Consider the following 12,236-nt stretch of genomic DNA (forward strand, 5'->3'; position numbering starts at 1 on the left):
AGTTATTCCCTTCTAGGCGATGCCCGATTTTAGGGGGACAAAGTTCACGGCCTCCAAAATCGACTGCGTAAACCCGTGTGAACTCTTGTCAATCACCAGCAGTGCCTGCTTACCACCCGTAACCACCATGGGGGCGACAAGCCGCCCGCCCACGGCCAGCTGGTCGCACCAGGCCGAGGGCATGCTCTCGCCGCCAGCGGCCGAGATGATGCCCGCATACGGCGCGCCGCTGCCATAGCCTTCCATGCCATCTCCAAAGATCAGATGGACATTGGTCAGCCGCCAGGGACGCAGATTGCTGCGCGCTTTCTCGTGCAGGCCGCGCAGGCGCTCGATCGAATAGACCTCGCGTGCCACGCGCGCCAGCACCGCCGCCTGGTAGCCGCAGCCCGTGCCGATTTCCAGCACACGGCCCAGCCCCGACTTCGCGGCCTCCGAGCCCAGCAGCAGCTCGGTCATGCGGGCGACCACGCTGGGCTTGGAGATCGTCTGGCCCAGGCCGATCGGCAGGCTGGTGTCTTCATAGGCCTGATTGACCAGGGCACTGTCCACAAAGCGGTGGCGCTCCACCAACCCCATGGCGGCCAGCACGGCCGGCGACTGTATGCCGGTGGCAGCCAGCCGCTGCACCATGCGGGCGCGGACGGCGGCCGAGTCCAGGCCGATGCCCGAAGGCTGTTGCGGGGCACGGGCACCGGCCGGCGCCAGCGCAGAGCGCGCAGGCGCCGCGCGCGAGGTCGGCGCAGGGGTTTGCACCGAGCGCGCCACCCACGAGGGAACTCCGGGACGGCGCTCGCTCACGGCTGCACCGCCCCGCCCTGGGCTGCCTGCACGCCCTGGCCGGCCGACGCCAGCCTGGCCGCCGTCTGTGCCCAGTAGCCCAGGTTGTCGTGGTCGGTCAGGTCCACCTTCAGCGGCGTGACGGACACATGGCCGTGCGCCGTGGCGTGGAAGTCCGTGCCCTCCGAGTCATCCTTGGCCGCGCCTGCGCTGCCTATCCAGTACATCATTTCGCCGCGCGGGCTCTCCTGGGTGATGACGCGTTCGGCCGCATGGCGGCGGCCCAGCCGGCACAGCTTGAGGGGCTTGAGCGCGGACAAGGGCATGTTGGGAATGTTCACGTTGAGCAGCCAGGGCGACAGGCCGATCAGTTCCTGCGATTGCATGTCCATGACCAGCTGGCGCGCGGCGGCGGCAGCGGCCTCGATCTCGGACCAGCCCTTGTCCACCTGGGAGAAGGCAATGGAGGGAATGCCGAACAGAAAGCCCTCCATGGCGGCGCCCACGGTGCCGGAATAGATGGTGTCGTCGCCCATGTTGGCGCCGTTGTTGATGCCCGAGACCACCAGGTCGGGCCGGTAGCCCAGCAGGCCGGTCAGGGCGATGTGCACGCAGTCCGCCGGCGTGCCATTGACATAGCGAAAGCCGTTGTGGGCCTGGTGCACATACAGCGGCGCGTTCAGCGTCAGGGCGTTGGACTTGGCACTGTTGTTGTGCTCCGGTGCCACCACCTCGACGTCTGCCACCGTGCGCAGCGCCTCGTACAAGGCCTGGATGCCGGGCGCCTGGTAGCCGTCGTCGTTACAAATGAGAATCTTCATGGATACAGCGGGGATTGCGGGCGATTGTAGGCGGGCGTCTCGTCGCCCGAGGGACAGGAGGCATTCCCACCACACTCCTATCATCGGCCAGGCATTCAATCACAGGAGACAACCACCATGCACGCTTGGCTTTGCACCACGCCCACAGGCGTCGATCAACTGCAGTGGACGCAGCTGCCCACGCCCACGCCGGGCCCGGGGCAGGTACTGCTCGAAGTGAAGGCGGCCAGCCTGAACTTTCCCGATCTGCTGATCGTGCAGAACAAGTACCAGATGAAGCCTGAGCTGCCGTTCGTGCCGGGCTCGGAATACGCGGGCGTGGTCCAGGCCGTGGGCGAAGGCGTGAGCCACCTGAGCGTGGGCCAGCGCGTGGCCTGCCTGTCGGGCACCGGGGGCTTCGGCACCCATACGCTGGCGCCGGCCGCGCTTTGCATGCCGCTGCCAGACGGTTTCAGCTTCGTCGATGCTGCGGCCTTCATCATGACCTATGCCACCTCGCACCATGCGCTGATCGACCGCGGCCAGCTGCGCGCGGGCGAGACCGTGCTGGTGCTGGGCGCGGCGGGCGGCGTGGGCACGGCCGCCATCCAGATCGCCAAGGCAGCGGGTGCGCGTGTGATCGCGGCGGCCTCCACCGACGAGAAATGCGCGCTGTGCAAGGCACAGGGCGCCGACGCCACCATCAACTACAGCCAGGGCGACCTGCGCGCCGCCATCAAGCAAACCACCGACGGCAAGGGCCCCGACGTGGTCTACGACCCCGTGGGCGGCGACTTCGCCGAGCCGGCCTTCCGCTCCATCGCCTGGCGCGGCCGCTATCTGATCGTGGGCTTTGCCGCAGGCCCGATTCCTGCCCTGCCGCTGAACCTGCCGCTGCTCAAGGGCGCATCGCTGGTGGGCGTCTTCTGGGGCGAGTTCTCCCGGCGCGAGCCCAAGGCCAACGCGGCCATGATGCAGGAGCTGGCGCAGTGGTACGGCCAGGGAAAGATCAAGCCCGTGATCGACCGCACCATGCCCATGGCCGAGCTGCACGCCGCCTATGCGCGCATGGGATCGCGCCAGGTGCAGGGCAAGCTGGTGATGGTCAACGAGCAGTGAACCGGGCGCTGGCCATGCCACACTGGAGGGCATTGCATTCTGAAACAACTGCCCACCCATGGCCGAGCGCTCCGCTTCCGAACTGGCACGCGAAACCCTGCGGCAGCTGGCGCTGAACCGCCTGCCGCCCACCCCGGAAAACTACACCCGCCTTTATGAACAGGCGGCCGGCGAGCCCGGCCCCGCCAGCTTTCCCCAGGGCCCGCTGCGCCACGTCCACGCGCTGCTGCCTGCGCAGACGCCCGGGCAAAAGCGGTTGCGCGACCAGCTGGGTGCCGCCATAGAGCGCAGCGACTGGCAAGGGCTGCAGCAGGTCATCACCGCCTATGCCAACGCAGCCCTGCAGCCGCCCACCCATGAGACCAGGCCCGTGGAACTGCCCGTGCCGCCGCCCGTCCAGGCCCTGCCCGACGACCTGACCCAGCAGTTGGCGCGGCGCTTCGAGGCCTTGTCCACGCTGCTGGACACCCAGGACGCCAAAACCGGGCAACTGCACCAGCAGTTGATGGAGCAACTGCAGTCGCCGCCCGTGGATGCCAAGGCCCTGGCGCGGCGCCTGCACGACCAGCACTACCCGCTGACGTTCTCCATCGCCGACCAGCTTCAGGTCCTGCAGCTGATGCAGGAGTTGCTGCAGACCCTGGTGCAGCACCTGGCCCAGGACCCCACGCATGGCAGCTGGCTGGTGCAGCAGCTCACGGCCATCGAGCAGGCCATCACCCCGCCGCTGTCGCCCGCGCCCCTGGCCGATGCACGGCGCGAGCTGCAGACCGTGATCCACCGGCGCCTGCAGTTGCAGGACGGCATGGCCGCCGCGCAGCAGGCGCTCAGGGACATGCTGGGCGGCTTCGTCCAGCACCTGGCGCAGATCACGAGCAGCAACGAAACGCTGGGCGCCCGCATGGAAGAGGCGGCACGCCAGCTGGACGGCATCCAGCGCCTGGAAGACGCAGCCCCGCTGCTGCAGCAGGTGCTGGAGGCCACGCGCACCATGGCCGCCGGCAGCCGCGTGGCCCAGGAGGAGCTGCAGGCGCTGCGCACCCATGTCGATGCCTGCGAGGCCCGCATCGAAACACTGCAGCAGGAGCTGGACGAGGCCGCGCGCCGCGCACGCCACGACCCGCTGACCGGCCAGCTCAACCGCCTGGGCGTGAGCGAGGCGCTGGACCGCGAGGTGGCACGCGCACAGCGCCATGGCCAGCCGCTGAGCGTTGCCCTGGTCGATATGGACGGCATGCAGGCCCTCAATGCCGAACTGGGGCATGCCATGGGCGATGCCGCGCTGGTGCATGTGGCCCAGCTGGCACGCCAGGGACTGCGGCCGGAAGACGTGGTGGGCCGCTACGAAGGCCAGGCCTTCGTGCTGCTGCTGCCGCAGACACCGGAGACGGCGGGCGCCCAGGCACTGCAGCGCCTTCTGCAGTTGCTGGAGCAGGCGCCTTTGCCCGCATCTGCGCAGCCCCCCGGCCAGCCCGCGCCCCGGCCCCTGAGCTTCAGCGCGGGCGTGGCCCAGTTGCAAAGCCACGAAAACGGCATGGACGTGCTGCGCCGCGCCGACACCGCCATGCTGCAGGCCAAGGAGCGCGGCAAGCGCTGCATTGCCACGGCATCAGGCGCACAATGGCAGCCAGTTGGAAATGCAGGCACCGGCCTTTGATCCACCCCAGGCCAAGCCCCGTCTTTCCCCGCTTTTTTGCGCCACCTGCCCCGAACCGCCATGCACCTGCCCTTCAGCGCCTCCGTCCCTGCACCGCGGCGCCAGTTTCTGGTCGGCTCGGGCCTGGCCACGGCGCTGGGCCAGTTGCCTGCCTGGGCCCGGCTGGGCGAGCGGCCTGCGCACAACCCCTTCACGCTGGGCGTGGCCAGCGGCGACCCCGAACCCGACAACGTGCTGCTGTGGACGCGGCTGACGCCGCCGCTGGCCCAGCTGGGCGAGACCGATACCACGGCCATGCCTGCGCTCAAGATCCGCTGGGAGCTGTCCCACGACCCGCTGTTCCGCCAGATCGTGCGCAGCGGCGAGGCCATGGCCCAGCCTGAATGGGGCCACGGCGTGCATGTGCAGGTGGGAGGACTGGCGCCCGACCGCTGGTACCACTACCGCTTCATGCTGGGACAGGCGGTCAGTGGCACGGGCCGCTGCCGCACGGCGCCCGCCCCCGGCAGCATGCCGCAGCGCCTGCGCCTGGCCTATGCCTCCTGCCAGCGCTGGGAGCACGGCTACTACGCAGCCTGGCGCCAGGTGGTACAGGACGCGCCGGACCTGGTGATCTTCCTGGGCGACTACATCTACGAATACGCCACGCCCGCCATGACGCTGGGCCTGGCCCGCACGCACAGCCTGCGCGCCGCGCAGACCCTGCAGGACTACCGCGACCGCTACGCGCTGCACAAGAGCGACCCGCTGCTGCAGGCCGCGCACGCCCTGTGCAACTGGTCCGTGGGCTGGGACGACCATGAGGTGGAGAACAACTACGCGGGCGACCAGGGCCAGGGCGATGCCGCGCGTTTCCTGGCCCGGCGCATGGCCGCCTGGCAGGCCTTCTACGAAAACATGCCGCTGCGTGCCAGCGCGCTGACGGGCGCCGGGGCATCGCATGGCGGCGGCGGCCTGCAGCTGTACCGCAGCCTGCAATGGGGCCGGCTGGCCCGGCTGCATCTGCTGGACGGCCGCCAGTACCGCAGCGCCCAGGCCTGCCGCACCGAGGGCGAGGCAGACAAGGGCAGCGTGCGCCCTGCGCAATGTGCCGCCCTGTCGGACACGGCGCGCAGCTTCCTGGGCTGGACCCAGGAGCAGTGGCTGTACCGCCAACTGGCCGAGGACGCACGCCACCAGGGCAGCGAGGGGCCGCGCTGGAGCATCCTGGCCCAGCCCACCCTGCTGTCGGCGCACCGGCCGCCCTCGGGATCGCAGGCCACGGACAGCTGGGACGGCTACCCGGCCGCGCGCCAGCGCCTGGTGCGCCACCTCACGCCGGGCGCCCAGCCCACGCCGCGCAACAGCGTGCTGCTGGGCGGCGACCTGCACCAGAACTACGTCTGTGCCGTGCACGCCGATCCCGAGGCCGCGCCCGAACGGCGCAACCCCATCGTGGCCAGCGAGTTCTGCAGCACCTCGATCACCTCGCGCAGCGGCACCACACAGGCCAAGGTCGATGCCATCGCCGCCCACAACCCGCAGGTGCTGTACGCACGCTGCGAGGAACGCGGCTATGGCCTGGCAGACATCACGCCCGAACGCTGGACCAGCGAGCTGCGTGCCGTGGCCAATCCCATGCGCGCCGACAGCCGCATCTACACGCTGGCCCGCTTCACCGTCGAGGACAGGCGGCCCGGCCCCGTAGCCAGCTGACAGGGCACTGACGCAGGGCACGACCGAAGGGCACTTTCAGCAGGCCTGGGAATCAGCGGCTATCCTGACATCGCCCCCCGGCATGCCGCCTATCGTATGGTGAGCTGCCTTGCCCCGCCCACCGGAACACGGAAGCCATGCACCTGACTTTCAGCGCCTACTACACCCTGATCTTCGCCGCCCTCGTCCTTTTGCTGGGCAAATGGCTGGTGCAGCACCTGCGCCTGCTGCGCGAATTCAACATCCCCGAGCCCGTGGCCGGCGGTCTGGTGGTCGCCGTCGCCCTGTTCGTGCTCAACCAGGCCCTGGGCTACACCTTCAGCTTCAGCAGCGAGCTGCAGATGGCCTTCATGCTGGTGTTTTTCTCGTCCATCGGGCTGAGCGCCAATTTCGCCAAGCTGCGCGAAGGCGGCCGTTCGCTGCTGCTGTTCCTGGCCGTGGTCGCCGTCTTCATCGGCCTGCAGGACCTGGTGGGCGTGAGCCTGGCCACGATGCTCGGGCTCGACCCGCTGTTCGGGCTGATCGCAGGCTCCGTCACCCTGACGGGCGGCCATGGCACGGCAGGCGCCTGGGGCCAGGTTTTCGAGCGCGAATACGGTATCCAGGGTGCGGTCACGCTGGGCATTGCCTGTGCCACCTTCGGACTGGTGATCGGCGGCCTGATCGGCGGCCCGCTGGCCAAGGCCCTGATCACGCGCCGCAGGCTTGCCGTGCACGACCCCGCAGCCGCCCCCGAAAAACAGCCCCCGCTGGGCGAAAGTGCAAGCCACGGCGGCTTCGAGAATCCCGAGCAGACGCGCCTGATCACCACCAGCGCGGCCATAGAAACACTGGCCCTGTTCGCAGGCTGCCTGGGCTTTGCCGAGTTCATGGCGCAGTTCACCGCCGGCACCCTGTTCTCCCTGCCCACCTTCGTCTGGGCGCTGGCAGGCGGCGTGGTGATCCGCAATACGCTGGACTATGTCTTCCACTTCCAGGTATTCGACCGGGCCATCGACGTCTTCGGCAATGCCTCGCTGTCCATCTACCTGGCCATGGCCCTGCTGTCGCTCAAGCTGTGGGAACTGGCCGGGCTGGCGGCGCCGCTGATGGTGATCCTGGCGGCCCAGACCCTGGTGATGGGCCTGTATGCCGCGCTGGTGACCTTCCGCATCATGGGCAGCAACTACGATGCGGCCGTGCTGGCCGCCGGCCACTGCGGTTTCGGCATGGGCGCCACGCCCACGGCCGTGGCCAACATGCAGGCCATCACCAACCAGTACGGCCCCTCGCACAAGGCCTTCCTCATCGTGCCGATGGTGGGCGCCTTCTTCGTCGACATCGTCAATGCCACGGTGATCCAGCTGTTCATCCGCTGGCTGCACTGACCACTGCGAACACCGAACGCACCATGCCCCTGCTGCGCCGCGCCCTTGCCACCACCCAGGCGCTCGTCCTGACCCTGCTGCTGGCAGGCTGCAGCCTGCCGCCGCTGGCCGGCCGCAGCGAATCCACGGCGCTGGCGCCAGAGGCCGCCCAGGCCACGCTGCTGGGCCAGGCGCTGGCACCGCTGCTGGACCAGCATCCGGGGCTCACCGGCATCCACGCGCTTTCCGATGCACGCAACGCCTACGCGGCGCGTGCCCTGCTGGCCCGCGTGGCCCAGCGCACGCTGGATGTGCAGTACTACATCTGGCGTGACGACACCACGGGCCACCTGCTGCTTGACGAACTGCGCCAGGCCGCCGACCGGGGCGTGCGCGTGCGCCTGCTGCTGGACGACGGCGGCACGGCGGGGCTGGACACGCAGCTCGGCGCGCTGGACCGGCATCCGCAGATCGAGGTGCGGCTGTTCAACCCCTTTGCGCAGCGCACGCCCAAGGCGCTGGGCTATGTGACGGATTTCTCGCGCACGCAGCGGCGCATGCACAACAAGAGCTTCACGGCCGACAGCCAGGCCAGCATCGTGGGTGGACGCAATATCGGCGACGAGTACTTCGCAGCCACCGACGGCGTGCTGTTCGCCGACCTGGACGTGGTCGCCATGGGGCCGGTGGTGGCCGATATCGCGCACTCGTTCGACCAGTACTGGGCCAGCGCCTCGGCCTACCCCGTGGCCAGCCTGCTGCCGCCGCTGCCCGACTATGCGGTGGCGCGCGCCAGCGAGGCCCTGGCCACCGAGGTGCAGCGCCCCGAGGCCCAGGCCTATGTGCGCGCCGTGGCGCAAAGCCCGTTCACGCAAGAGCTGCTGGCCGGCCGCCTGCCACTGCAATGGGCCCGCGCCACCCTGGTCAGCGACGACCCGGCCAAGGTGCTGGGCCAGGCGCCCAGGCAGGGGCTGCTGATCACCCAGCTGGCACCCGCCATCGGCCAGCCGCAGCGCCAGCTGGACCTGGTCTCGCCCTACTTCGTGCCCACCGAGGCCGGTGTGCGCGCCCTGGCCGGCCTGCGCCGCCAGGGCATTGCCGTGCGCGTGCTCACCAACAGCCTGGAGGCGACCGACGTGGCCGTGGTCCACGCCGGCTATGCCCGTTACCGACGCCCGCTGATCGAGGAAGGCGTGCAGCTGTACGAGCTGCGTCGGCAGATCGGCGCAGAGGGCGAGGAACCCAACCCGAGCCCGCGTTCGCCCGCTGCAGCATCGGCAGGGAAAGCGGGGTTGGGTTCGGGCAGCCGCCCTGGCAGCTCTGGCTCCAGCCTGCATGCCAAAACCTTTGCGGTCGATGGCGAGCGCATCTTCGTGGGCTCGTTCAACTTCGACCCGCGCTCGGCCCACCTCAACACCGAGATGGGCCTGCTGATCGACAGCCCCGAGATGGCTTCGCAGATGAGCCGCATGCTCTACCAGAGCCTGCCAGCGGCCGCCTACCATGTGCAGATCGATGCACAGGGCCGCCTGAGCTGGACCACGGAAAGCGGCACGCCGCCTGAGCCACTCACCACCACCACCGAGCCCGGCAGCAGTGCATTCAAGCGCCTGATGCTGCGCGTGCTGGGCTGGCTGCCCATCGAGGGGCTGCTTTGATGCCGGGCCCGGCCGCTCAGTCCAGCCGGATCGACGGGCGCAGGCGCGAATTCATCAAATCGATCAGCCACAGCAGCCCGCCGCGCCAAAAGCCGTAGATGCGGGCCTGGTGCGAGCGGTACAGCATGATGTGGCTCAGCATGGCCATGCGCCCGCGGATCACGCCGCCGTTGAACAGGCCGAATTTTCCCAGCGATCCATAGGCGTCGTAGTGGGCCAGCGACACCAGGGCGCCAAAGTCTCGGTAGGCAAAGCCTTCGGGGCGGAAACCCGGCTCCTGCAGCAGGCGCGGCAGCGTCTCCACCAGATAGCGGGCCTGCTGGTGCGCCACCTGGGCGGTGGGCGGCAGCGGCACGCTGGCGCCGGGCAGGGTGAAGCTGGCGCAATCCCCCACGGCGTAGACATTCGGGTCGCTGGTCTGCAACTGGCCGTTGACCTTGAGCTGGTTGCCTTGCGTGGTCTCCAGTCCCAGCTGCGCCAGGAAGGCCGGGGCCTTCACGCCCGCCGCCCAGACACGCAGGCCTGCGGGGACGAACTCGCCGCTGGCCAGCACGAACCCCTCTTCGCTGGCCGACTGCACGCGGCCGTTGACGATCACCGAAACGCCCAGGGCCTGCAGCCGCAGGCGCGTGGCTTCGGAAATCTCCTCGGGAAAACCGGGCAGCAGGCGCGGCCCGGCCTCGATCAGCACGATGCCGAAGCGCGCGGCCTCGCCCAGCGCGCCGTAGGCCCGGGCGCTCTCGGCCAGTTGCACCAGCTCGGCCGCCAGCTCCACGCCCGTGGCGCCGCCGCCCACGATGGCCACGCGCAGCTGCTCGCCGCTGGTCATGCAGCGCACCATGCGCAGGCGGATCTCGCTGTTGAAGGCGTCGGCCTTGCGGCGCGAGTCGATCATGAAGCAGTGCTCGTCCACGCCCGGCGTGCCGAAATCATTGGCGCCGCTGCCCACGGCGATCACCAGCCGGTCATAGGCAATGCGCCGGCCCGGCACGATCTCGCGGCCATCAGGCGCCTCGATGGGGGCCAGCAGCACCTCGCGGGCCTCGCGGTCCAGGCCGCACATTTCGCCGGGCTGGTAGGCAAAGCTGGCGTCGCTGGCCTGGGCCAGGTAGGTGGTCTGCTGCTGGGCCAGGTCACGCGTGCCGGCCGCAATGGTGTGCAGCATGGGCTTCCAGACATGGGCCGAATCGCTGTCCACCAGGGTCACCGAGCCGATGGCCTCCGTGCGCCCCTTGCCCAGCGCCGTGGCAATCTCCAGCCCCGCCACGCCGCCGCCCACGACGACGATGCGCGCCCCGCCCGATCCCGTTGCCGAACCCGCTTCTTGTTCCTTGCCCATTGCTGCTCCCTGCCGGAAGGCCCGGCCGGCCGCACCATGCGCCGGCTTGCAGGCCATTCGCTTCCAGACAGTCTTGATTCTTGTCAGTTTGGGTAGCAGGCGACTTGCTAGGGGTAAGCCCCAGATCTGCAACAGATATCTGATAGAAGACCGGCGATCGCGCAAGGCCGGGTCTTGTACAGGACTGCGCTTCAGGAAAAACCTCATTCCTGCCGTATGGACAGCCGGACCTGGTCACTGCGCTATCAACACAAGAGCATTCGCACCGTCCGTCGCGCAACCTTGCCGACGATACGACGGCCTGCATCTGCAGGCCTGCACGAATTCCCCGCCGCCAGGCCCGCGATTTGCGATTGTCAATATACGAAACGTATATTCCCCGTATGATCGCCAACCCATGGGAATCGTCAAAATATCCGACCAATTGCACGACCAGATCCGCCTGTCCAGCGCGGCCCTGGGTCGATCCATCAACGCCCAGGCCGAGCATTGGCTGCGTGTCGGCCAGTTGGCCGAACACCATCCCCATCTCGACTACGCAGGCATCTGCGCCCTGCTGCTGCAAGAGGCTGCGGCCACGCTGAAGCTGGGCGAGCCCGAGGCGGCGCCAGCCCCCACCGATACGGCGGCACGCCGCCCGCGCCCCGTGCGCCTGTCGGGAGGCCTGCAATGAGGGGCGCCAAGCTGCGCAGCGTGCCGCTGCACGATGCCCTCGATATCGGGCAATCACGCAAGGCCGGTGGCCTGGCCGCCCGCGTCCTGCAGATGCTGGTGCCCCACGTGCAGCCGGGCGTCAGCACCGAGCACCTGGACAGGCTCTGCCATGACTTCATCGTCGATGAACTGCGCTGCGTGCCCACCAACGTGGGCTACCACGGCTTTCCGAAGACGGTCTGCACCTCGCCCAACCACGTGGTCTGCCACGGCATCCCCGACGCCCGGCAGATCCTGCGCGATGGCGACATCCTCAATGTCGATGTGGCCGTGACCACGCCCGAGGGCTGGATCGGCGACACCAGCCGCATGTACTACGTGGGCCAGCCCTCCAACCAGGCGCGCCGCCTGGTGGAGACCACCTACGAGGCCCTGCTGGCCGGCATCCGCGCCGTGCGCCCCGGCGCCACGCTGGGCGACATCGGCCATGCCATCCAGACCGTGGCCCAGCGCGAGCGCTTCAGCGTGGTGCGCGAGTACTGCGGCCACGGCATCGGCAAGGTCTACCACGACGACCCCCAGGTGCTGCATTACGGCCAGCCCGGCCAGGGCATGGTGCTGGAGGCCGGCATGATCTTCACCATCGAGCCCATGCTCAACGCCGGCAAGGCGGCCACGCGCGAACTGGCCGACGGCTGGACGGTGATCACCAACGACAAGTCGCTGTCCGCCCAGTGGGAGCACATGGTGGTGGTGACCGACACGGGCTTCGACGTGCTCACGCGCTGGCCCGAGGGCACGGGCAGCTACGCGGCCATCTGAGCATGGCGTCCAACTACCTGTACCTGGGCCTGGCCATCGTCGCCGAGGTGGCGGCCACCTCCTGCCTCAAGCAGTCCGAAGGCTTCACGCGGCCGTGGCCCAGCGTGGTCACGGTCCTGGGCTACGCGCTGGCCTTCTACTTCCTGTCGCTGACGCTGCGCACCGTGCCCACGGGCGTGGCCTATGCGATCTGGTCGGGCGCGGGCATCGTGCTGATCTCGCTGGTCGGATGGCTCTGGCAGGGCCAGACGCTGGACCTGCCCGCGCTGGCGGGCATGGGCCTGATCGTCGCGGGCGTGCTGGTCATCCAGCTGTTCTCGAAGACGGCGGGGCACTGAGGCGCATCCGCGGCACCAGGGCGCCAGC

The 12,236-nt window shown here is 69.1% G+C and carries 11 protein-coding genes; 8 read left to right on the forward strand and 3 right to left on the reverse strand.

Annotated features, from left to right (window positions below; genetic code table 11):
- Positions 1–12 precede the first annotated feature (12 nt).
- Both A9976_RS27590 and surE read right to left on the reverse strand, forming a co-directional pair.
- Positions 13–801, reverse strand: a complete 789-nt coding sequence (locus tag A9976_RS27590; protein ID WP_183021615.1) for a protein-L-isoaspartate(D-aspartate) O-methyltransferase — start codon at positions 799–801, stop codon at positions 13–15.
- Positions 798–1,601 (reverse strand): 5'/3'-nucleotidase SurE, encoded by an 804-nt coding sequence (surE, locus tag A9976_RS27595; protein WP_013801165.1) that lies wholly within the window; start codon positions 1,599–1,601, stop codon positions 798–800. Before surE ends, A9976_RS27590 begins: the two co-directional genes overlap by 4 nt.
- Positions 1,602–1,718: 117 nt before the next feature.
- Here surE and A9976_RS27600 point away from each other — a divergent pair, with 117 nt between their 5' ends.
- The 5 genes from A9976_RS27600 (at position 1,719) to A9976_RS27620 (ending at position 9,055) form a co-directional block, all read left to right on the forward strand.
- Positions 1,719–2,699 (forward strand): NADPH:quinone oxidoreductase family protein, encoded by a 981-nt coding sequence (locus tag A9976_RS27600; protein WP_183021616.1) that lies wholly within the window; start codon positions 1,719–1,721, stop codon positions 2,697–2,699.
- 58 nt (positions 2,700–2,757) lie between these two features.
- Positions 2,758–4,356 carry a GGDEF domain-containing protein gene (locus tag A9976_RS27605; RefSeq protein WP_183021617.1) on the forward strand — a complete coding sequence of 533 codons (1,599 nt, stop codon included), beginning with the start codon at positions 2,758–2,760 and terminating at the stop codon, positions 4,354–4,356.
- 60 nt (positions 4,357–4,416) lie between these two features.
- Positions 4,417–6,051: an alkaline phosphatase gene (locus A9976_RS27610; RefSeq protein WP_183021618.1), complete on the forward strand. Its 1,635-nt coding sequence runs from the start codon at positions 4,417–4,419 to the stop codon at positions 6,049–6,051.
- 137 nt (positions 6,052–6,188) lie between these two features.
- Positions 6,189–7,418, forward strand: a complete 1,230-nt coding sequence (gene gltS, locus A9976_RS27615; RefSeq protein ID WP_071956542.1) for a sodium/glutamate symporter — start codon at positions 6,189–6,191, stop codon at positions 7,416–7,418.
- Between the two features lie 23 nt (positions 7,419–7,441).
- Positions 7,442–9,055 (forward strand): phospholipase D family protein, encoded by a 1,614-nt coding sequence (locus A9976_RS27620; protein WP_183021619.1) that lies wholly within the window; start codon positions 7,442–7,444, stop codon positions 9,053–9,055.
- A 16-nt stretch (positions 9,056–9,071) separates the two neighbouring features.
- Here A9976_RS27620 and A9976_RS27625 read toward each other — a convergent pair whose 3' ends face one another.
- Entirely contained in the window at positions 9,072–10,394 is a 1,323-nt protein-coding gene (locus A9976_RS27625) for an NAD(P)/FAD-dependent oxidoreductase (RefSeq protein WP_183021620.1), read from the reverse strand.
- Positions 10,395–10,791: 397 nt separating this feature from the next.
- Here A9976_RS27625 and A9976_RS27630 point away from each other — a divergent pair, with 397 nt between their 5' ends.
- From A9976_RS27630 to A9976_RS27640, 3 genes are read left to right on the forward strand one after another with little or no spacing between them, the layout of a single operon-like run.
- Complete coding sequence (locus A9976_RS27630; RefSeq protein ID WP_183021621.1) at positions 10,792–11,067, forward strand: ParD-like family protein; 276 nt, start codon at positions 10,792–10,794, stop codon at positions 11,065–11,067.
- A complete protein-coding gene (gene map / locus A9976_RS27635; RefSeq protein WP_183021622.1) occupies positions 11,064–11,870 on the forward strand; it encodes a type I methionyl aminopeptidase in 807 nt (268 codons plus the stop codon). The genes A9976_RS27630 and map overlap by 4 nt, the downstream gene beginning before the upstream one ends.
- 2 nt (positions 11,871–11,872) lie before the next feature.
- The gene (locus A9976_RS27640) at positions 11,873–12,208 is read left to right on the forward strand and encodes an SMR family transporter (RefSeq protein WP_183021623.1); all 336 of its coding nucleotides are present in this window, start codon (positions 11,873–11,875) and stop codon (positions 12,206–12,208) included.
- The last annotated feature ends 28 nt before the right edge of the window (positions 12,209–12,236 follow it).

Source organism: Delftia sp. UME58 (assembly GCF_014170385.1).
In the GTDB taxonomy this organism is placed as follows: Bacteria; Pseudomonadota; Gammaproteobacteria; order Burkholderiales; family Burkholderiaceae_C; genus Comamonas; species Comamonas acidovorans.

Bases quoted from the DNA above. Each gene is read 5' to 3' on its own strand.
- surE (WP_013801165.1), bottom strand. From the start codon at position 1,601: ATGAAGATTCTCATTTGTAACGACGACGGCTACCAGGCGCCCGGCATC.
- A9976_RS27600 (WP_183021616.1), top strand. From the start codon at position 1,719: ATGCACGCTTGGCTTTGCACCACGCCCACAGGCGTCGATCAACTGCAG.
- A9976_RS27605 (WP_183021617.1), top strand. From the start codon at position 2,758: ATGGCCGAGCGCTCCGCTTCCGAACTGGCACGCGAAACCCTGCGGCAG.
- A9976_RS27610 (WP_183021618.1), top strand. From the start codon at position 4,417: ATGCACCTGCCCTTCAGCGCCTCCGTCCCTGCACCGCGGCGCCAGTTT.
- gltS (WP_071956542.1), top strand. From the start codon at position 6,189: ATGCACCTGACTTTCAGCGCCTACTACACCCTGATCTTCGCCGCCCTC.
- A9976_RS27620 (WP_183021619.1), top strand. From the start codon at position 7,442: ATGCCCCTGCTGCGCCGCGCCCTTGCCACCACCCAGGCGCTCGTCCTG.
- A9976_RS27625 (WP_183021620.1), bottom strand. From the start codon at position 10,394: ATGGGCAAGGAACAAGAAGCGGGTTCGGCAACGGGATCGGGCGGGGCG.
- A9976_RS27630 (WP_183021621.1), top strand. From the start codon at position 10,792: ATGGGAATCGTCAAAATATCCGACCAATTGCACGACCAGATCCGCCTG.
- map (WP_183021622.1), top strand. From the start codon at position 11,064: ATGAGGGGCGCCAAGCTGCGCAGCGTGCCGCTGCACGATGCCCTCGAT.
- A9976_RS27640 (WP_183021623.1), top strand. From the start codon at position 11,873: ATGGCGTCCAACTACCTGTACCTGGGCCTGGCCATCGTCGCCGAGGTG.